7 protein-coding genes and 9 pseudogenes are annotated in these 20,306 nt (G+C 40.2%); 2 read left to right on the top strand and 14 right to left on the bottom strand.

Annotated elements, in window-relative coordinates; all coding sequences use genetic code 11:
- The first annotated feature begins 216 nt into the window (after positions 1 to 216).
- A pseudogene (gene spuA / locus QMQ21_RS11780) lies at positions 217 to 4,085 on the top strand (LPXTG-anchored pullulanase SpuA).
- 75 nt (positions 4,086 to 4,160) lie between these two features.
- Here spuA and QMQ21_RS11785 read toward each other — a convergent pair.
- From QMQ21_RS11785 to QMQ21_RS11795, 3 pseudogenes are all read right to left on the bottom strand, one after another.
- Positions 4,161 to 4,920, bottom strand: a pseudogene (locus tag QMQ21_RS11785) (amino acid ABC transporter ATP-binding protein).
- Between the two features lie 9 nt (positions 4,921 to 4,929).
- Positions 4,930 to 5,652 (bottom strand): annotated as a pseudogene (locus QMQ21_RS11790) (amino acid ABC transporter permease).
- 3 nt (positions 5,653 to 5,655) lie between these two features.
- Positions 5,656 to 6,346: pseudogene (locus QMQ21_RS11795) on the bottom strand (amino acid ABC transporter permease).
- A gap of 77 nt (positions 6,347 to 6,423) precedes the next feature.
- Between QMQ21_RS11795 and QMQ21_RS11800 the strand changes: the two are divergent.
- Complete coding sequence (locus QMQ21_RS11800; protein ID WP_261814493.1) at positions 6,424 to 6,546, top strand: hypothetical protein; 123 nt, start codon at positions 6,424 to 6,426, stop codon at positions 6,544 to 6,546.
- Here the strand turns inward: QMQ21_RS11800 and QMQ21_RS11805 are convergent.
- The 11 genes and pseudogenes from QMQ21_RS11805 to bglA all read right to left on the bottom strand — a co-directional run bounded on the left by QMQ21_RS11805 (position 6,524) and on the right by bglA (position 20,274).
- Positions 6,524 to 7,403 (bottom strand): annotated as a pseudogene (locus QMQ21_RS11805) (transporter substrate-binding domain-containing protein). The gene QMQ21_RS11800 and the pseudogene QMQ21_RS11805 sit on opposite strands and share 23 nt — an antisense overlap.
- Positions 7,404 to 7,414: 11 nt before the next feature.
- A complete protein-coding gene (locus QMQ21_RS11810; protein ID WP_261814495.1) occupies positions 7,415 to 8,413 on the bottom strand; it encodes a uroporphyrinogen decarboxylase family protein in 999 nt (332 codons plus the stop codon).
- A gap of 2 nt (positions 8,414 to 8,415) precedes the next feature.
- Entirely contained in the window at positions 8,416 to 8,619 is a 204-nt protein-coding gene (locus QMQ21_RS11815; protein ID WP_000823548.1) for a hypothetical protein, read from the bottom strand.
- Between the two features lie 9 nt (positions 8,620 to 8,628).
- Positions 8,629 to 9,637: pseudogene (locus tag QMQ21_RS11820) on the bottom strand (uroporphyrinogen decarboxylase family protein).
- A 218-nt stretch (positions 9,638 to 9,855) separates the two neighbouring features.
- Positions 9,856 to 10,906: pseudogene (locus QMQ21_RS11825) on the bottom strand (LLM class flavin-dependent oxidoreductase).
- 161 nt (positions 10,907 to 11,067) lie between these two features.
- Positions 11,068 to 12,204 carry a mannitol-1-phosphate 5-dehydrogenase gene (locus tag QMQ21_RS11830; protein ID WP_261814499.1) on the bottom strand — a complete coding sequence of 379 codons (1,137 nt, stop codon included), beginning with the start codon at positions 12,202 to 12,204 and terminating at the stop codon, positions 11,068 to 11,070.
- Between the two features lie 61 nt (positions 12,205 to 12,265).
- Positions 12,266 to 12,703 carry a PTS mannitol transporter subunit IIA gene (locus QMQ21_RS11835; protein ID WP_000764149.1) on the bottom strand — a complete coding sequence of 146 codons (438 nt, stop codon included), beginning with the start codon at positions 12,701 to 12,703 and terminating at the stop codon, positions 12,266 to 12,268.
- Position 12,704: 1 nt separating this feature from the next.
- Positions 12,705 to 14,659: pseudogene (locus tag QMQ21_RS11840) on the bottom strand (BglG family transcription antiterminator).
- Positions 14,660 to 14,682: 23 nt separating this feature from the next.
- Complete coding sequence (locus tag QMQ21_RS11845; protein ID WP_261814502.1) at positions 14,683 to 16,452, bottom strand: PTS mannitol transporter subunit IIBC; 1,770 nt, start codon at positions 16,450 to 16,452, stop codon at positions 14,683 to 14,685.
- A 444-nt stretch (positions 16,453 to 16,896) separates the two neighbouring features.
- Positions 16,897 to 18,703: pseudogene (gene glmS / locus QMQ21_RS11850) on the bottom strand (glutamine--fructose-6-phosphate transaminase (isomerizing)).
- A gap of 191 nt (positions 18,704 to 18,894) precedes the next feature.
- Positions 18,895 to 20,274, bottom strand: coding sequence for a 6-phospho-beta-glucosidase (bglA, locus tag QMQ21_RS11855; RefSeq protein ID WP_261814505.1), 1,380 nt, complete (start codon positions 20,272 to 20,274; stop codon positions 18,895 to 18,897).
- Between the last annotated feature and the right edge of the window lie 32 nt (positions 20,275 to 20,306).

Raw genomic sequence — 20,306 nt, forward strand, 5'->3', positions numbered from 1 at the left:
CGTCGCCTTGCCGTACTCAAGTACAGCCTGCGGCTAGTTTCCTAGTTTGCTCTTTGATTTTCATTGAGTATTATTTCCATTATTTATACTGATATATAAAATAATACGGAAAACTTCTCAAAAGTAAGAATTTCTTTGACAAACCAAAGAAAACGCTTGCATATTGTTTTACTACATGCTATACTGGTATAGAAATTTATTGATTGGAGAATCATCATGAGAAAAACACCAGCTCAAACTGAGAAAAAAATGGTCTACAGCATCCGTTCCCTCAAAAATGGAACTGGTTCTGTCCTTATCGGCGCAAGCCTTGTCTTGCTTGCCATGGCTACACCAACTATCTCAGCAGACGAAAGTACACCAACCACTAACGCAAATAATAGTGAAACTACTACTGCCCTTGCCCAGCCTCTTACTGATACAGCAACTAGCACTGGTAAGAAAGAAAGCGATTTTTCTTCACCTAATAATGCAAGCGCTTCCCTAGAGAAAAAAGAAGAAAAACCTGCAACAGAGGCGACCACTCCTGTTGCAAGCCCAGCCGATCCAGCACCACAAACTGGACAAGATCGTTCAAGTGAGACAACTACTTCCACTAGTCCAGTAACGACTGAAACTAAGGCAGAAGAGCCCATCGAAGATAACTACTTCCGTATCCATGTCAAAAAACTTCCTGAAAAAACAAGGATGCTCAAGGACTATGGACTTGGGACGATGTTGAAAAACCATCTGAAAATTGGCCAAACGGAGCCTTGTCCTTCAAGGATGCCAAAAAAGATGACTACGGCTATTACCTAGATGTCAAATTAAAGGGAGAAGAAGCCAAGAGAAAATTAGCTTCCTCATCAACAATACAGCTGGAAAAAATCTAACCGGAGATAAATCTATAGAAAAACTAGTTCCAAAAATGAACGAGGCTTGGTTAGACCAAGATTACAAGGTTTTCTCTTACGAGCCACAGCCTGCAGGAACTGTTCGCGTCAACTACTACCGCACAGATGGCAACTATGACAAGAAATCTCTCTGGTACTGGGGAGATGTGAAAAATCCAAGTAGCGCTCAATGGCCTGACGGAACAGACTTTACGGCTACAGGCAAATATGGCCGTTATATCGACATTCCTCTTAATGAAGCCGCAAGAGAATTTGGATTTTTATTACTAGATGAGAGCAAACAAGGAGACGACGTGAAAATCCGTAAAGAAGATTATAAATTCACAGATTTGAAAAATCATAGCCAAATTTTCCTAAAAGACGATGACGAATCAATTTACACAAATCCATACTATGTCCATGATATCCGTATGACAGGTGCCCAACACGTAGGAACTTCTAGCATTGAAAGTAGTTTTTCAACACTTGTCGGTGCTAAAAAAGAGGATATCCTCAAACACTCCAACATCACTAATCACCTAGGAAATAAAGTAGCTATCACCGATGTTGCAATAGATGAAGCTGGTAAAAAAGTGACCTACAGCGGAGATTTCTCTGACACAAAACACCCATATACTGTTAGCTACAATTCCGACCAATTCACTACCAAAACAAGCTGGCGCCTGAAAGATGAGGCTTACAGCTATGATGGTAAACTTGGAGCTGATCTAAAAGAAGAAGGAAAACAAGTTGATTTAACCCTTTGGTCACCAAGTGCTGATAAGGTTTCTGTTGTTGTCTACGACAAGAATGACCCTGAAAAAGTAGTTGGAACTGTCGCTCTTGAAAAAGGGGAAAGAGGAACTTGGAAACAAACTCTAGACAGCACAAACAAATTCGGAATCACAGATTTCACTGGATACTATTATCAATACCAAATCGAGCGTCAAGGTAAAACTGTTCTTGCACTCGATCCTTACGCTAAATCTCTTGCTGCTTGGAATAGCGACGATTCCAAGATTGACGATGCCCATAAAGTGGCTAAAGCCGCCTTTGTAGATCCAGCTAAACTCGGACCTCAAGACTTAACTTATGGTAAGATTCACAATTTCAAGACTCGTGAAGACGCCGTTATCTACGAAGCTCATGTGCGTGATTTCACTTCAGATCCTGCCATTGCAAAAGACTTGACCAAACCATTTGGGACTTTTGAAGCCTTTATCGAAAAACTAGACTACCTCAAAGACTTGGGTGTAACCCACATCCAGCTCCTTCCAGTCTTGTCTTACTACTTTGTCAATGAATTGAAAAACCATGAACGCTTGTCTGACTATGCTTCAAGCAACAGCAACTACAACTGGGGATATGACCCTCAAAACTACTTCTCATTGACTGGTATGTATTCAAGCGATCCTAAGAATCCAGAAAAACGAATCGCAGAATTTAAAAACCTCATCAACGAAATCCACAAACGTGGTATGGGAGCTATCCTAGATGTCGTTTATAACCACACAGCCAAAGTCGATATCTTTGAAGACCTAGAGCCAAACTACTACCACTTTATGGATGCCGATGGCACACCTCGAACTAGCTTTGGTGGTGGACGCTTGGGGACAACCCACCATATGACCAAACGGCTCCTAGTTGACTCTATCAAATACCTAGTTGATACCTACAAAGTGGATGGCTTCCGCTTCGATATGATGGGAGACCATGACGCCACTTCTATCGAAGAAGCTTACAAGGCTGCACGCGCCCTCAATCCAAACCTCATCATGCTTGGTGAAGGTTGGAGAACCTATGCTGGTGATGAAAATATGCCTACTAAAGCTGCTGACCAAGATTGGATGAAACATACCGATACTGTCGCTGTCTTTTCAGATGACATCCGTAACAACCTCAAATCTGGTTATCCAAACGAAGGTCAACCTGCCTTTATCACAGGTGGCAAGCGTGATGTCAACACCATCTTTAAAAATCTCATTGCTCAACCAACTAACTTTGAAGCTGACAGCCCTGGAGATGTCATCCAATACATCGCAGCCCATGATAACTTGACCCTCTTTGACATCATTGCCCAGTCTATCAAAAAAGACCCAAGCAAGGCTGAGAACTATGCTGAAGTCCACCGTCGTTTACGACTTGGAAATCTCATGGTCTTGACAGCTCAAGGAACTCCATTTATCCACTCTGGTCAGGAATATGGACGTACTAAACAATTCCGTGACCCAGCCTACAAGACTCCAGTAGCAGAGGATAAGGTTCCAAACAAATCTCACTTGTTGCGTGATAAGGACGGCAACCCATTTGACTATCCTTACTTCATCCATGACTCTTACGATTCTAGCGATGCAGTCAACAAGTTTGACTGGACTAAGGCTACAGATGGTAAAGCTTATCCTGAAAATGTCAAGAGCCGTGACTATATGAAAGGTTTGATTGCCCTTCGTCAATCTACAGATGCCTTCCGACTTAAGAGTCTTCAAGATATCAAAGACCGTGTCCACCTCATCACTGTCCCAGGCCAAAATGGTGTGGAAAAAGAGGATGTAGTGATTGGCTACCAAATCACTGCTCCAAACGGTGATATCTACGCAGTCTTTGTCAATGCGGATGAAAAAGCTCGCGAATTTAATTTGGGAACTGCCTTTGCACATCTAAGAAATGCGGAAGTTTTGGCAGATGAAAACCAAGCAGGACCAGTCGGAATTGCCAACCCGAAAGGACTTGAGTGGACTGAAAAAGGCTTGAAATTAAATGCCCTTACTGCCACTGTTCTTCGAGTCTCTCTCAAATGGAACTAGCCATGAGTCAACTGCAGAAGAGAAACCAGACTCAACCCCTTCCAAGCAATGAACATCAAAATGAATATTCTCACCCTGCACATCAGCAAATCCAGCTCCAGAAGCTAGACCTGATTCTACTAAACCAGATGCCAAAGTAGCTGATGCGGAAAATAAACCTAGCCAAGCTACAACTGATTCACAAGCTGAACAACCAGCACAAGAAGCACAAGCATCATCTGTAAAAGAAGCGGTTCAAAACGAATCGGTAGAAAGCTCTAGCAAGGAAAATATACCTGCAACCCCAGATAAACAAGCTGAACTTCCAAATACAGGAATCAAAAACGAAAACAAACTCCTATTTGCAGGAATCAGCCTCCTTACGCTCCTTGGTCTCGGTTTCTTACTAAAAAATAAAAAAGAGAACTAAACTAGCCCTCCTATAGAACTATCCCCCAAGCCTTAACGCTCGGGGGATTGATTTTTGCCCTGATAAGCCTATCTATCAAATCATATATTCTACACTATAGGTCGCATCCGAAAGAATTCGTGCCAAAAATTGCTTGGTTCGTTCTTCTTTGGACGACTAAAGAAATCATGGGCATTATTTTCTTCAACAATTTTCCCACCGTCCATAAAATAACATGATTGGCTACATCTCTAGCAAAACCCATCTCATGAGTCACTACTACCATAGTAACTCCTTCTTTAGCTAACTGTTTTAAAACATCTAAAACATCCCCTACCAACTCTGGATCCAAGGCCGATGTTGGCTCATCTAATAAAATGACCTCTGGTTTCACAGCAATGGCACGCGCAATACCGATTCGTTGTTGCTGGCCTCCAGAAAGCTGAGAGGGATAGTAATCTTTATAAGCTAGTAAACCAACTTTTTCTAAGGCAGCTTCCGCACGTTTTGTTGCTTCTTCCTTAGGAATTTTCCGAGCAATAATCAAGCCCTCCAAAATATTTTCCAAGGCCGTTTTATTAGCAAATAAATTATAATGTTGAAAAACGAAAGCAATCTTCTTGCGAATTTCTAAAATATCTTTTTTAGTCAATTTTCCAAGGTCGTATTCTTTATCAGCAAGCTTCAAAGAGCCACTATCGGCTTTTTCTAAATGATTGAGACATCTGAGAGTCGTTTTACCTGATCCAGATGGCCCCAATATTACAACCACATCCCCTTGGTTGACCTTGAGATTAACATCTTCTAAGACTTGTCTGTCTCCAAATTTTTTTGCAACATGTTCTACTTGTAACATTGTCTCCTCCTATGCTAAACCTGTACTGGGCACTACTTGTCCCTTTCTTCTTTGAATATAGCGTTTCTCTAAGATTGAAAAGCCCCATTGAATCAATCCGCAAATAAGAATGTACTGTAAAAAGATCACAAAATAGGATTCAAAATACTGATAACCATAAGACGCTTCAACACGGGCAATGGCTGTAATATCCTTAATGGTCATCACAAATACCAAAGAGGTTCCTTTTACAATATTTATGACTAGATTAGCCAGATTGGGCAAGGCTGATTGCAAGGCCTGTGGAAAAACAATCCTCACATAAGCCTGACTAGTGGTTAAACCAATCGCTTGTGCAGCTTCTAATTGTCCCTTATCCACAGTCAAAATAGCCGAACGTAAGATTTCTGATAAACTACCTGTTGTCATCAAACTATAGATAATAAAAGCATAATAGATCGGATTGAGTTTAAAGATATCAACATCACTCCCTATGCTTTTGAGAAATTGATTGAGCAAACTCGGAAACAAACTATAAAAGAAAAGAATCAGCAAAATCGGAGGTGTTGCTCTTATAAAAGCTAGATACACGAGAGAGAAAGTTCGAACACCTTTGACTTTATATATTTGTCCCAGAGCTAAAAACAAGGCTGGGTAGAAAACTTAAGACCATGGCTACAATCATAATGATTAAGGTGGTTGGCACCCCTTTTAAGGTCTCTAAAAAGTTTTCGCAATATAGTCTAAATCCATATCCTATCTCCCTTTCGTTTCCAAAGATTTTTCTAACAAGCGACTCAAGAAGGAAACAGCCAAGGCTACACCCCAATAAAGAATGGCAACCGCTGTATAGGTTTCAAGAGAGTAATTCCCCAAATTGCGACTGATTAAGAGATTCCCAGCTCCCATGACATCCACAAAACCAATCGTATATGCTAGGAAGCGTCCCGCATCAAATTTAGAATAGCGGTCGTCATATTTGGAAGAGCCACTTGAAAAGCCTGAGGAAAAATGATTCTCCAAAATGTCTGACTAGGGGTCAGACCAATACTGACTCCAGCTTCCATCTGACCTTTGGGAATTGCCTGATAAGACGCCTTAAATACTTCTGCAATGATAGCCGCAAATAGCAAGACCATGGTGAATAAGACGAAGACCGTCTTAGACCAGTTGTTGATATCTAAATTCAGCCACCATTTTAAAAATTCAGGTAAACCATAAAAGACAAGGAATAGTAAAACAATAGGGGAGTACAGCGAAGAGTGAAAATATAGCCCTTAGAAAGACCTGCAAAAGTCTTGTCTTCTCCCACTTGAGCCCAAGCCAGTAAGCCACCGAAAAGGGAACCGAGGACTGTAGTAAAAAAGAGAATGGACAAGGTCATAGGAAGAGCCTGCCATAAGGTTGGTAAAAATTGGAACACTCTTGAAAAATCATATGAAACCATATAAACCTCTTTCTAATACTCAATGAAAATCAAAAAGCAAACTAGCCGCAGGTTGCTCAAAACAGTGTTTTGAGGTTGTGGATAGAACTGACAAAATCAGTAACCATACCTACGGCAAGGCGACGTTGATGCAGTTTGAAGAGATTTTCGAAGAGCATAACATGCCTGATTGCTCATCTAATCTTTATCAACGTAGCTAAAGACATCTTCTTTAAAGTATTTTTGAGAAAGTTTAGCTAAGAGTACTGTCTTCTTTTAATTCTTTAATCGCTTTTTCATACTCTTTAGCAAACTTCTCACCCTTTTCATCACGGTGAATCAAGGGATAGGTTGGGATTCCTTTATAAGGGAACCAGCTAAGTTTGTCCGCATATTGGTGGTAAGAACCATCATCTGTTGTCACCGCTTTTTCAAAAGACAACTTGATGTCAAAGAAAGCATCATAACGTCCTTCTAAAACCCAAGCATAAGCATCTGCCACCTTGAAAGATTCAGCAGCTGTCAACTCAATTGGTGTATCCTTGTGCTTGTCATTATAGCTATTAATCACATTCCACTGGGCATTTTGAGGAGAGATGGGTACTAATTTTCCTTTATTTTTGGCGAAATCATCAATATTCTTATATTTAGCTTCATCTCCTTTTCTGACAGTAAAACCAATAATGCTGGCTCCTACTGGCTCAGATGGAATAATGAATTTCTTAGCCCGTTCATCTGTATACCAAGCACCTTTAGTTCCAATATCGTACTTGCCAGACTCAAGTCCAATCAAGAGATCATCATCACTAGTTCCAGTATACTCAAATTTATAATCTGCTAATTTCTCATCAACCGCCTTTAAAACAGCGACTTCATAACCATCTGATTCCCCTTTTTCGTCAATAAAATCATAAGGGACATAGTTTTGAGTATGGGCAACTTTTAAAGTTGTTACTTGTCCAGATGAAGCTGCATCTGCACCTTTAGCAGATGCTCCCGACAAAGTCCTACCAATAATCGTTGCTCCAAGCACTGCCACAACTGCAACTCCACCAACAATCCATGTTTTCTTACTCATATTCTTCTCCTTTATTTAGCTACTGCTTCTCTCACCCACTGGATACGCTCCACTGCAATATCGTTTGGAATGGTACAATCTGCTCCAAGTATGAGGCCATCTTTCCCTGTTTCTTCTACCAATCGTTTGGTTTCAGCCTGAATTTCTTCCTTACTGCCTCGATAGAGAAGGCCATCTTTACCGTTTTCAAATCCTCCCAGAACAGCACGACCCTTGAAAATCTCACGACCTTCTTTTAGACTAATCCCTTCTGGACCAACTGCCCAGTTAAAAACATGAGCTGGATAGTCTGCAAAGATATGAATATCGTTTCGAGCTCCTTCATAGCCACAGATATGAAGGATATTTACCCCACCAACCGACTTAGCCGCATTTAAAACAGTCAGTTCACTCGGCTCAATAATCTCCTGATAGGCTTCAGCAGAAACACGCGCATCCTGAATACTTTGCACACTGAGATAAATACCATCTGCTCCTGCATCTTTAATAATAGCTTGACTCAAGCTAGCGATATCTTGCGCAATCACATCAAGTACTTTTTTCAATTTCTGAGAATCTTGAACTAAGAAGTCTGCAATGAGATCATCTCCACCAGACACTTCTCCAAGTAACCATTTGAGGTAGGTCACAGGCGCAAAAATATTGTAAATAGCAACAATATCTTCCGTAAACTCCTGCTTAATCTTCTTCACTAATTCTACCTGCTCTCTAATCCACGGATGATCTTTACCCAGAGGTTGAATCTCCGACAGCTCTTGGAGTGACTTTCCTTTGGCAATAACTGGATTTGGATAAGCAAAATAGCCATCACTCATCAACTTGATAAAGTCTGGATGTAGGTCACGGATAAAACGTTTGTGACCTTGTATGTTCTTTTCAATAATCACAGGATTGGAAAATCCCTTTAACCATTCCTCTTCTGATGTAAAGTGGTGCCAAAAACCTACAGGTACACGGTCAACCACTTCTCCTCTAAATGCTTTTAAAACCCATTCTCTTTTTTCTAACATCTCTATTCTCCATTTCTTTCTTTTTCAACTAATAAAACACTGGCAATATCATTGGTTTGAATAAAGGGAAGACTTCTCTTCTGAAAATCCTGAATCCCATGACATCTTGGCCCTTCCTTACAAGCAAGTCCCTTTGTAAGACTGATCGCAAGTAAGATGACAAAGCCGAGGGCCGTCCCTACCAATAGCCACTTTTTTCTTTTCATAAGGCTCTCCTATTCTAACATAGCAGCCTGACGAATCCAGTCCAATCTTTCTAATTCAAAGTCATCTGGAACCGTGCAATCCGCTCCAAGAAGGACTCCTCTAGTCCCAGCTTCAGCCAACAATCGTTTAGTTTCCTCTTGTAGTGCAGCCTTTCTACCTCCGTAAAGCAGGCTCTGCTTTCCCATTTTCAAAACCACCCAAGACCGCTTGGCCATGAAATAACTCCTGACCTTGAGGTAAACTGACTGCTTCATGGTGGGTTGCCCAGTTGAAAACCTGGGCTGGATAATCTTTGAAAATAGTCACATTGTTACTGGCACCTTGGAAACCGCAGATATGCAGGATATTTACCCCACCTACCTGATTGGCAGCTTCTAAAACCTTTATGTTACTTGGCTCAATATAGGTCTGATACAATTCTGCTGTGATGCGCTCATCCTGAATTTCTTGTGTACTGAGATAGATTCCATCTGCTCCACCATCCTGAATGATTTTTTTAGTTAGGATAGCGATATCCTCAGCTATCACGTCTAAAACATCCCTGAATAGCTCTGGATTTTCAAGAAAAAGATTAGAAACCTCCTTATCACCTCTAGAAGTCTCTGTACGAAACCACCTTTTCAAATAGGAGATCGGAGAAAAAATATTGTAAAATGATGCAATGTCCTCAGTGAAGGTTGCTCGAATAGCCTCTACCACTTCTACTTGTTGCTGAATCCAAGGATGGTTTTCACCAATCGACTCAATAGAAGCTAACTCCTGAAGACTTGTAACCTTAGGACTGTAGACATTACTTGGATAAATGAAAAATCCGTCACTCATCATTTTGACAAAATCAGGATGGATTCTTTCAACGTACTTCCGATGTCCCTCTACACTTTTTTGAAAGATACGTGGATTATTTAAACCTTGTCCTTTTTCCTCCAGTATTACAAAATGAAACCAAAAGCCAACAGGAACTCGTTCCACCTCTTCTCCTCGAATAGCTCTAAAAACTAGCTCTCTTTTACTTGTCATACTTCTCTCCTTCCATTTGGATTGAAACCATCTTACCACTCCTTTTGACCTTTTCCCAATATATATTGACTATCGACTTGATTGAGATTGTTTATATCAATAACGAAAAAATCTCTGGAAAGCTTGATTTTACTAGCTTTTCAGAGATTTTTTCTGTTTATTGCTTTTTTAAAATAGTTGTTATATAGATTTTTTATCAGCCTGATTAGGATTTTTTATTAAGCCTCTTTCATGGCAAAATAAGTCCGTACTTCTGGAGCCACTTGCGTGCCGAAGAGTTCAATAGCTCTTAGAACTTGATCATGAGGCATGGAACCAAGCGGTAAATGGAGCATGAAGCGCTCCAAGCCTAAGATCTTCAATCATGCGAATCAATTTTTCGGCCACCTGATCTGGATTGCCCACAAACATGGCGCCATTTGATTCTACCTGCTCCAAATATTGCTTATAACGCAATTCTTGCCAGTGTGGACGGTCTTTGGAAATAGCATCCACTACTTGCTTGGTCGGATGGAAATAATCTTTCACAGCCTGCTCGCCATCTTCAGCAATCCAACCCCAAGAATGGACCCCAACCTTTAGTTCATGACTGGCATGGTCTGCTTCGCTCCCAATCTCACGATAAGCCTGAATCAACTTTTTAAAATAACGCGGGTTACCACCAATAATGGCATAGACAATCGGTAGGCCTGCCTGAGCAATCTTCACTGTTGATTCGACATGACCACCTGTAGCTATCCACAAGGGCAATTTGTCCTGAACTGGACGAGGATAGACTTCTTTGCCAGAGATTGTTTGGGTCAAGCGACCTTGCCAGTCTAACTTGGTCTTTTCATTGACTAACTGAAGCAAGTCTAATTTCTCATCAAAAAGGGCTTCGTAGTCTTTCAAATCATAGCCAAACAAGGGGAAAGATTCCGTGAAAGAGCCCCTTCCAGCCATAATCTCCGCACGTCCATTTGACAAAGCATCGATAGTGGCATACTGTTGGAACAAGCGAATGGGGTCCATACTTGAGAGAATGCTGACTGCGCTGGTCAAACGGATTTTCTTGGTATTGACTGCCCCAGCTGCTAGTACAATCTCTGGAGCTGATACTGCAAAATCCGCTCGATGGTGCTCACCAATCCCATATACATCCAAACCAACCTTGTCATCCAGTTCAACCTCTGCTAGCAACTGGCGAATGCGTTCGTCATGACTGTAAGTTTGCCCAATCCCTTCAAGCTCCGTTGTTTCCCCAAATGTTGAAATTCCCAATTCTACCATATCCATTATCCCTATCTACTCTGTCCTCCAATTTGAAAAATTATTCTAATACTCAATGAAAATCAAAGAGCAAACTAGGAAGCTAGCCGCAGGCTGCTCAAAGCACTGTTTTGAGGTTGCAGATGGATGCTAACCTGATTTGAAGAGATTTTCGAAAAAGATTAAATATACTCTACAATTTGCTCAATCAATTCTGGGTCGTCTAAACCTGTAACTTGTATAACAACATCTTTGACTGATTGTTTAGCCAACAATTCACCTAATCGAATACTTTCTTCATCATTTACATCGCGATAGTCAAAGGCATAGCCAACTGTTTTAAGTAGGTTTTTATATGACAAACTGAGTTCTTTCAATTCACGTATCAGTAGGATGAATCGTTCATTATAGCCTAATTTTCGGATTGGAGTACGAGCTACGCGACTAACCTCGTCCACTATGAAAGGATTTTCAAACCGTTCTATAATGACTTTGTGATAATTCTCCAATTCTTTTTTATCAAAGTTCCATTTGGCAATCAAGAGACTCCGAATTTCAGCTAATACAGATTCAATCCGAGATTTGATATTAGGATTTTGAAGAGCTTCCAAAATTGTCTTGGCACCATAATGCGCACCAATGTAAGCTGAAGTTGCATGTCCAGAATTGACTGAAAAAAGTTTTCGCTCAATAAAGGGTTCTAAATCTTCTTCATAATGCACATCTTTTAGACGTAAATCTGGATTTTTAAGACGCTTGGTTTCCACGACCCATTCATTAAAGGGTTCGACCACAACAAAAAGGGAATCTTCGTGACTTTGTGCTGGAACAATCCTGTCTACTGCAGCATTTGGAAAACCTATGTAGTTATCAGCAAATGTCAAACCTTCCGGACTTAAATATTTCTTGACTTCTTGATAAAGAAATTGAGACCCGCCAATCATATTTTCACAGGCCATAACATCCAATGCCTGTGTATTTCCTGCAACTCGGCGAGCTTCGATTCCTTTGGCTAGAAGTTCAGCGATAAAAGGGAGTATATTAGGTCCGATTGCAGTAGTAATAATATCCGTCTTTTGAATCGCTTCAATGACTTGCTCAGGATCTTCTTTACTATTAATGCCAGCCACATTAGTTACTTCTATACGAGACTGTCCTTTCTGTGCAATTTCAATTTCATACTTGCCCTTTTCATTTAGAGCATGAATTATCTGATTATTGACATCCACAAAATCAATATGGAAACCATTTTTAAATAGAATTTCACCTATAAAACCACGACCGATATTACCGGCACCAAAATGAACAGAATGTTTCATTAAATTTCTCCTTTTCCTATTTGAGGGACATATATACTAGATGACAAATGACGAAATTCAATTATTCAACAGCATCAAATAAGCGCAACACTTCCTCTTTTGACTGAGCATCTGCTAGTTTAAGAACATTATCTACATCTGCACAGAAGATAGAAATTTTCTGAATAATTTCTAAGTGTTCATTACCAATACCAGCAATACCAAAAAGAACCGTTGCCACTTGAGGGTTAGATACATTCCCAAAATCAACCCCTCTAGGGACTTGAACGACTGTAATACCAGACTTGAGGACATCATTTTTTGCTGCATCTGTTCCATGCGGTATGGCGATAAAGTTACCCATGTAAACAGATAGCTCTTTATCTCGCTCAATCATGGCTTCAATATAGTCTTCATTAACATATCCACCCTCATAAAGAACTTGCCCACAATAACAAATAGCTTCCTCCTTGTTAGAAAATTGTTTATTAAGCTTAATCAAATGTTTTTCAAGTTTCATATTAGTTCTCCAATTTCTTAATTTTTTCTTTAAAAATAGTATTTAGCATCTGATAAATAATGGATTGATTTCCCGTCTTGTAAATCTCTGTATAAAGATGATTTTCAATAATCGACTGACTAATAGCTGTCATTAAATCTCTAGCTTCCTCGCTAGCTTCTTTAGACATTAGCATTAGCAGACACCTTTTGACCTCTTCTTCCTCTCGTTTCATTGACAATGCGGAGATAGGTAGTTTGAGTTCAAACATAGTAAAACTATTTGTTGTTACTTTGCTAGACTGACTATGTAAAAGCACCAGACCAGTATTAGGAATAGCCATAGGACTATTCTGGAAGTGAGATAACAATTTTCTTGTTAGGTAATCTCTGTCACTCACATTCTTCTGATATTGGATGATTTGTTCTACCGTGTGCTCAAATGATTGATTATTCTCCAATTGAACCAACTCGAATTGACTCAAAAGCTGACTACTAGATATTAAATAATCTTGCAAGTCATAACTTTTCTCTGGAGCGATAGCATCACGCGCGACAATTGTACGATGTGCCTGTACATACTGAAGTCGTTCCTGTAATTCAAGCAGTTCTTTGACGGTTGGAAAACTAGAAATTACATCGATTTCCTGATTAGTCAGCGGCTTGGTAGATAAAATATAATCATACTGACTGAGATCAATACTGTGGTAATCTACTAGAGACTGAATATCTATCAACTCTACAAAAGGAGCAACACTCTTAATTTTACTGACTAATAAATCTCTAGTGACCCGACGTTCATCCGTTAAAAGCAAAACACGGACTGGATAAATCTCTGGACTACGGCCTAAGCTAGAGATAAAATGTAGGGCAATCATGCCATACTCATACTCTGTATGAAGATATTTCGGAAAAATATCATTTACTAAAAGACTGATGACTGTATAAAGAAATTTATTCCTTTCAACTAAAATCTGGACAGATTCTGGCAAATTTTCACCCTGAAAAAGGATAGGGACGCCTAAACTGAGCCGAATATGATGGAAAAGAAAATTGAATAAAACCTTGTCCTTAAAAAAGTCAATCTTGGTATACATGGAAACCGTATCAATCAGATTTGAAATATTGTAGAAAAATTCACCATCAAATTTCTCCGTAAAGAGCGGATTGTCCTGACGTTTAATGATTAATTCATCCAAGATGCTCGCAAAATAGATAATTTCCTGAATACTATAAAATTGTGCAGTCTGCTTAGAGTAAGCTTGAAAAATTTTTGAGAAATTTCCAAAGCCTGCTTACTAGTATTAGGTGAATTTTCAATGTTTTGCTCCTGACCTATAAGAGATAACAAGATCGCAAAAAACATCTTCATCCTAGCATCCATATCTGGAAAACCTGACAGTTGCTTATTAACAATCTGACTGGCCAGCCTAGTTCTATCTGCTTCTAAAATATCAAAGCTCCCAAAATTACTTATTGAAAAATCTGCTACTGAGATACAGTTTGTCAGTAAAATAGCCAAAAATCTTCTCTTACCAACTGAATCACCAGAAATACGATAACCTTTTTGTCGTTCAATTTTCAGATCAAAGTCTAAAAGACGCTTATCAATATCTGAAATATCCTGAATAATAGTTACATTACTGACTTTCATGCACTCTTGCAATGCTTCATTGGTGACAAAACCACTCTCAGTCAGAAGGCGATAGGTAATCAACTCTTGTCTTTCTTGGGGACTATACTCAACTAACACTTCAAGTTCTGTCGGCAAATCATCCAACTCTCCAGTCAAAATATAGTATTTCCCATGCTTCGTTATTTCGATTCCATATTGCTCCATGCTATCTGTCAAATCTGATAAAGTTCGATAAATTGTTCTAGATGAAACCTGTAAGATTTCAGTCATGTCTTGCATTGAAAGCTTCCCTACATGTAGGAAAGCCTTCAATAATTGTTCTTCTCGTTTGGTTAATAGCATTCGTAATTTAGAAACCTCTAGTTCTATTTGTACATTCTAACAGCCATTTTGTCATATTCTGGTGTTGTTACTAAACTATCCACAATAAGAAATTGAGAATTCGGTGCTGTTTGCTGCACTTCTGCCTGTAAAGAAATAGTTGTTACAATCATTATGTTTTTAGAATTAAATTCACCTAATTCTGAAATTTTGGCAGTAGAAACTGGAATACGAATATTCTTGTTTCTAAAGATAGCCCGAATCGTTTCACAGCCCATAGTTGCAGATCCCTGTGCTTTACCATAAGCAACTACTACAGCATCAATATGGTTAAGGTCAATTTCCTGACTATCTACTGATGCTGAAGTTGATATATCTCCTTCAATTTCTGCTATTGGAGAAGCTCCTGTTAATGAAGCTACAATTTCATCATAACGAGGGGACGCTAAGAAATTATCAACAGAAACATGAATAGCACTTGGACTCTTGTCTTTAGCTCTTGGTGTCAGTTCTTCCTGAGTAACAATTAATGTTTTTGGTGTATCAAGCAAATTTGAGATTGCCTGATTAGATACTGGAATCTCTAGACCTGCTTTTTTAACCTTATCTCGAAGAATACTAGCTCCCATAGCAGAGCTTCCCATACCAGCATCGCAGGCGAAAATGATTTTTTCCACTGAGTCTGTCGAAACAACTGCATCAACAGAAGTTGATACTAACTGACCTTTAGACTGAGCCTTAGCTGCTTGGGTAGCCGCCTGAGCAGCTTCGAGCGAATCCTCAGTTGACTTGTCTGCATGAAGAATAAGGGCTGCTACAAGGAAAGAAACAACTGCTGCCACTAAAACACCTAGAAGAACATTTAGATGGGGCCAAACGCCTTTTGGCGCCGTAGCCATAATCGCAATAATAGAACCTGGTGAAGCTGGAGATTTAAGACCAGCGTCTAAGAGTTGAAAAGTAAAAGTTCCAGAGATACCTCCTGCCATAGCAGCTAAAAATAGAGTAGGCTTCATCATAACATAAGGAAAGTAAATTTCATGAATCCCTCCGAAGAAATGAATAACCATTGCCCCCCAAGAAGAAGATTTAGCAGAACCTTTACCGAATACAGCATAAGCTAATAGAATTCCCAGGCCTGGTCCAGGATTAGCTTCCAATAGGAAGAGAATTGACTTACCAGCTTGAGCTACCTGTTCTACTCCCAGAGGAGTAAAAATGCCATGATTGAGGGCATTATTGAGGAAAAGGACTTTAGTAGGTTCGATGATAATATTAGCCATAGGAAGGAGGCGAGCATTGACAATAGCCTCAACACCATTCCCAACAGCTCCAGTAAGAGTCGATACGACTGGACCGATTGCGTAGAAAGCCAAAAGCAATAATGCAAAACCAACGAGACCAGCTGAGAAATTATTAACTAACATTTCAAATCCGGGACGAATTTTTTCCTGGAACTTTTCATCAAATTTCTTGATAGTCCATCCTCCCAGTGAGCCCATTACCATAGCTCCGATAAACATAGGAACACTAGAACCTGTGATTGCACCAACAGTAGCAATAGCTCCTACAACGGCACCACGTTGACCATGGATCATATATCCACCTGTGTAACCAATCAGGATTGGCAATAAATACGTTAACATAGGACCAACAACAGTAGCTAACTGTTCATTTGGCAGATAGCCATCAGCGATAAAGAGGGCAGTCAACACTCCCCAAGCAATAAATGCTCCAATATTGGGCATAACCATATTTGAAAGCGATGTCCCTAGTTTTTGAACTCTGACTTTCAATGATACTTTTTCTTCCATTAGGATCATCCTCCTTTTCTTAAAACTAGTATATACAAAGTTAAAAACCTTTAAAACTAAAGTTTTGTCACAGATTTTGTGCCAAAACTTTACTTTTGACGAGGCTGGGCAAAAAGGCTTAAAAATGATAAAACGCATCATATCAGGTGTACAAAACCTTAATATGATGCGTTTTATCATGGAAAGATTTACTGAATTTTCTCTTCAAATTGAGTTTTTGCCCAGCTTCCTCTTTTTATAGTAGTTTGAAATAAGATACGAACAAATCAATTGGAAAATTCAAATTAATTTCTAGAAATATTTTAGTATTCCTGTGTACTGTTCTAAATTCAATCTGCTATAATTATTGAAAAGTAAACCCTTATCATCATTTGTAACATAAAAAATAGGCTGTAAAACCTTATAGGATAAACCTATGGCTTTACGCCCGTATATTCATAGATTCTATTCTACCGTTACTGACTTGGCAAGGTTACGTGGTTTGTCCACATCGAGGCCACGGTGGAGGGTTGCAAAGTAAGCGACCAATTGTGTTGGTACGACCATTGAAATTGGTGAGAGGTAAGGGTGTACAGTCGTAAGGACGATAGCGTCTGTCTCTTTAGCAACATTTTCTTCTGCGATAGTGAGGACTTTTGCACCACGGGCTGCCACCTCTTGGATATTTCCACGAGTGTGGTTGGCAAGGACTGGATCTGACAAGAGAGTCAAAACAGGTGTTCCTTCTTCAATCAAGGCAATAGTTCCGTGCTTAAGTTCTCCTGCCGCAAAGCCTTCACACTGGATGTAAGAAATCTCTTTAAGTTTGAGACTTGCTTCCATGGCTACGTAGTAATCTTGACCACGTCCGATGTAAAAGGCGTTACGAGTTGTTTCAAGTAGCTCACGAACCTTGACTTCAATGGTTTCTTTCTCTGAAAGAGTTGATTCGATAGACTGAGCTACGATTGACAACTCATGAACTAAATCAAAGGCTTGCGCTTTGGCATTGCCATTTGCTTCTCCGACTGCTTTTGCAAGGAAGGCAAGGGCTGCAATTTGCGCTGTATAGGCCTTGGTTGATGCCACGGCAATTTCAGGACCTGCATGAAGGAGCATGGTATGGTTGGCTTCACGAGAAAGAGTTGAACCTGGGACGTTTGTCACTGTCAAGCTTGGGATTCCCATTTCATTAGCCTTGACCAAAACCTGACGGCTATCTGCTGTTTCACCAGACTGGCTGATAAAGATGAAGAGTGGTTTCTTGCTGAGAAGTGGCATACCGTAACCCCACTCAGATGAAATTCCAAGTTCAACTGGTGTATCTGTCAATTCTTCCAGCATCTTCTTAGAAGCAAATCCTGCGTGGTAAGATGTCCCAGCTGCAAGGATGTAGATGCGGTCTGCGTCTTGAACAGCCTGGATGATAGCTTGGTCTACGACTACTTGACCAACCTCATCTGTGTAGGCTTGGATCAACTTACGCATCACTGTTGGTTGCTCGTCAATTTCCTTGAGCATGTAGTAAGGGTAAGTTCCTTACCGATATCTGACAAGTCAAGTTCCGCAGTATAGCTAGCACGTTCACGACTGTTACTATCATAGTCTTGAACTTCCACACTATCAGCCTTGACGATTACCAACTCTTGGTCATGAATTTCCATGTATTGGTTGGTTTCACGAATCATAGCCATAGCATCTGAGCAGACCATATTGTAGCCTTCCCCAAGACCAATCAAAAGTGGAGATTTGTTTTTCGCTACATAGATGACATCTGGATTTTCAGAGTCAATCAAGGCAAAGGCATATGAACCACGGATAATATGAAGAGCTTTTTTAAAGGCTTCAAGAACTGAGAGAGAGTCTTCTTCCGCAAATTTTCCAATCAAATGTACGGTGATTTCCGTATCTGTTTGCCCTTTGAAGTGGTGCCCAGCAAGGTATTCTTCTTTAATTTCAAGGTAGTTTTCAATCACCCCATTGTGAACCAAGACAAAACGTTCTGTCTCAGAGCGGTGTGGGTGAGCATTGTCTTCCGTTGGTTTCCCATGAGTTGCCCAACGAGTATGTCCGATACCAGTTGTTCCCTCCACACCAGCTGTCTTAGCAGACAATTCTGCAATACGGCCAACCGCCTTGACCAGATGATTTTCAGCACCACCTAGGACAAAAATCCCGCAGAATCATAGCCACGGTATTCAAGCTTTTCAAGCCCTTGAATCAAAATATCAGTTGCATTTGTGTTCCCAACAACACCAACAATTCCACACATAGTATATACGACACAGACAAGCTGTGCTTTCTCCTTAAAATTGGTATAGTCTAATTCTTCTTTTATAGAATCAGCAAAAACAGTATATACTTGTTTTTTTCACTTGTCAAGAGTAAAAATTGGTATAGTTCACATTAACTTCTTGTAAACAAAAAACTCTGACCAATTAGGATAATCAGTCAGAGTCCTTTTTAAAATCCATTATTATCGCTTAATTCCTTGAACCAGTGCCCTGATTTCTTCAGACGGCGTTCTTGCGTTTTCAAGTCCAATTCAACCAAACCATAGCGATTTTTATAGCTGTTGAGCCATGACCAACAGTCAATAAAGGTCCAAATTAAGTAGCCCTTACAATTGGCTCCGTCTTCAATAGCACGGTAAAGTTCGCGAAGATGACCTTTTACAAAGTCAATACGGTAATCATCTTGAATCATTCCATTCTCACGGAATTTTTCTTCCCCTTCAACACCCATACCATTCTCTGTCAACATCCACTCAATATTGCCATAGTTTTCCTTGATATTTTGGGCAATGTCATAAATCCCTTGCTCATAAATCTCCCAGCCACGGTGAGGATTAATTTTACGTCCAGGCATCACATAAGGCTCATAAAAATGTTCTGGTAAGAGTGGACTCTCTGGATGCTTCGCAAATCGAGGAGCCATAACACGCAAAGGTTGATAGTAGTTGACACCAAGGAAGTCCACCGTATTGTCACGAATGATATCCAACTCCTCCTCTGTAGCATCAGGCAAGAGACCGTATTCATGCAAGATTTCTACCAACTCCTGTGGATAAGTCCCCAAAACAGACGGATCTAAGAAAGATTGGGCCTGAAAAAGGTCCGCAATACGAGCCGCCTTGACATCAGCAGGATGCTGGCTACGTGGATAAGCCGGTGTCAAGTTTAAGACAATCCCAATCTTGGAATCAGGCAAAAGTTCATGACAGGCCTTAACCGCCCGACTGCTGGCCAATTGTGTGTGGTAGGCTACTTTAACCGCCGCTTCTGCATCCACCTTATGTGGATAATGGGCATCGTAAAAATAGCCAAATTCCACAGGAACGATTGGCTCGTTAAAGGTAATCCATTGATCCACTAAATCTCCATAAGTCTCAAAACAAAAACGAGCATAGTCTTCATAAGCTGAGACAGTCCCCTTATTTTCCCAACCATCACCATCCTCTTGAAGGGCAAAAGGCAAATCAAAATGATAAAGATTGACTAAAAGACGAATCCCCTTAGCCTTAATAGCCTCAAAGACCTTACGATAAAAATCCACACCTTGAGGATTGACTTCCCCACGCCCTTGTGGAAAAATCCGTGACCACTGAATAGAAGTCCGAAAGGCCGTATGACCAGTTTCTAACAGTAGCTCAATATCCTTTTCCCAATTTTCATAAAAGGTCGATGTCTTATCTGGACCAATCCCATTATAGTAACGATTTGGCTCCACTTGGTACCAATAATCCCAGAGATTATCTCCCTTACCGTCACCAGCTACACGTCCTTCTGTTTGTGGTCCAGAAGTAGAGGATCCCCAGACAAAATCCTTTGGAAATCTTAGCATACATTTACCTCTTTATCTACTCATTTTTCCCA

Source organism: Streptococcus bouchesdurhonensis (assembly GCF_948472335.1).

Bases quoted from the DNA above. Each gene is read 5' to 3' on its own strand.
- QMQ21_RS11835 (WP_000764149.1), bottom strand. From the start codon at position 12,703: ATGAAACTTGAAAAACATTTGATTAAGCTTAATAAACAATTTTCTAAC.
- QMQ21_RS11845 (WP_261814502.1), bottom strand. From the start codon at position 16,452: ATGGAAGAAAAAGTATCATTGAAAGTCAGAGTTCAAAAACTAGGGACA.
- bglA (WP_261814505.1), bottom strand. From the start codon at position 20,274: ATGCTAAGATTTCCAAAGGATTTTGTCTGGGGATCCTCTACTTCTGGA.
- QMQ21_RS11830 (WP_261814499.1), bottom strand. From the start codon at position 12,204: ATGAAACATTCTGTTCATTTTGGTGCCGGTAATATCGGTCGTGGTTTT.
- QMQ21_RS11815 (WP_000823548.1), bottom strand. From the start codon at position 8,619: ATGAAAAGAAAAAAGTGGCTATTGGTAGGGACGGCCCTCGGCTTTGTC.
- QMQ21_RS11810 (WP_261814495.1), bottom strand. From the start codon at position 8,413: ATGTTAGAAAAAAGAGAATGGGTTTTAAAAGCATTTAGAGGAGAAGTG.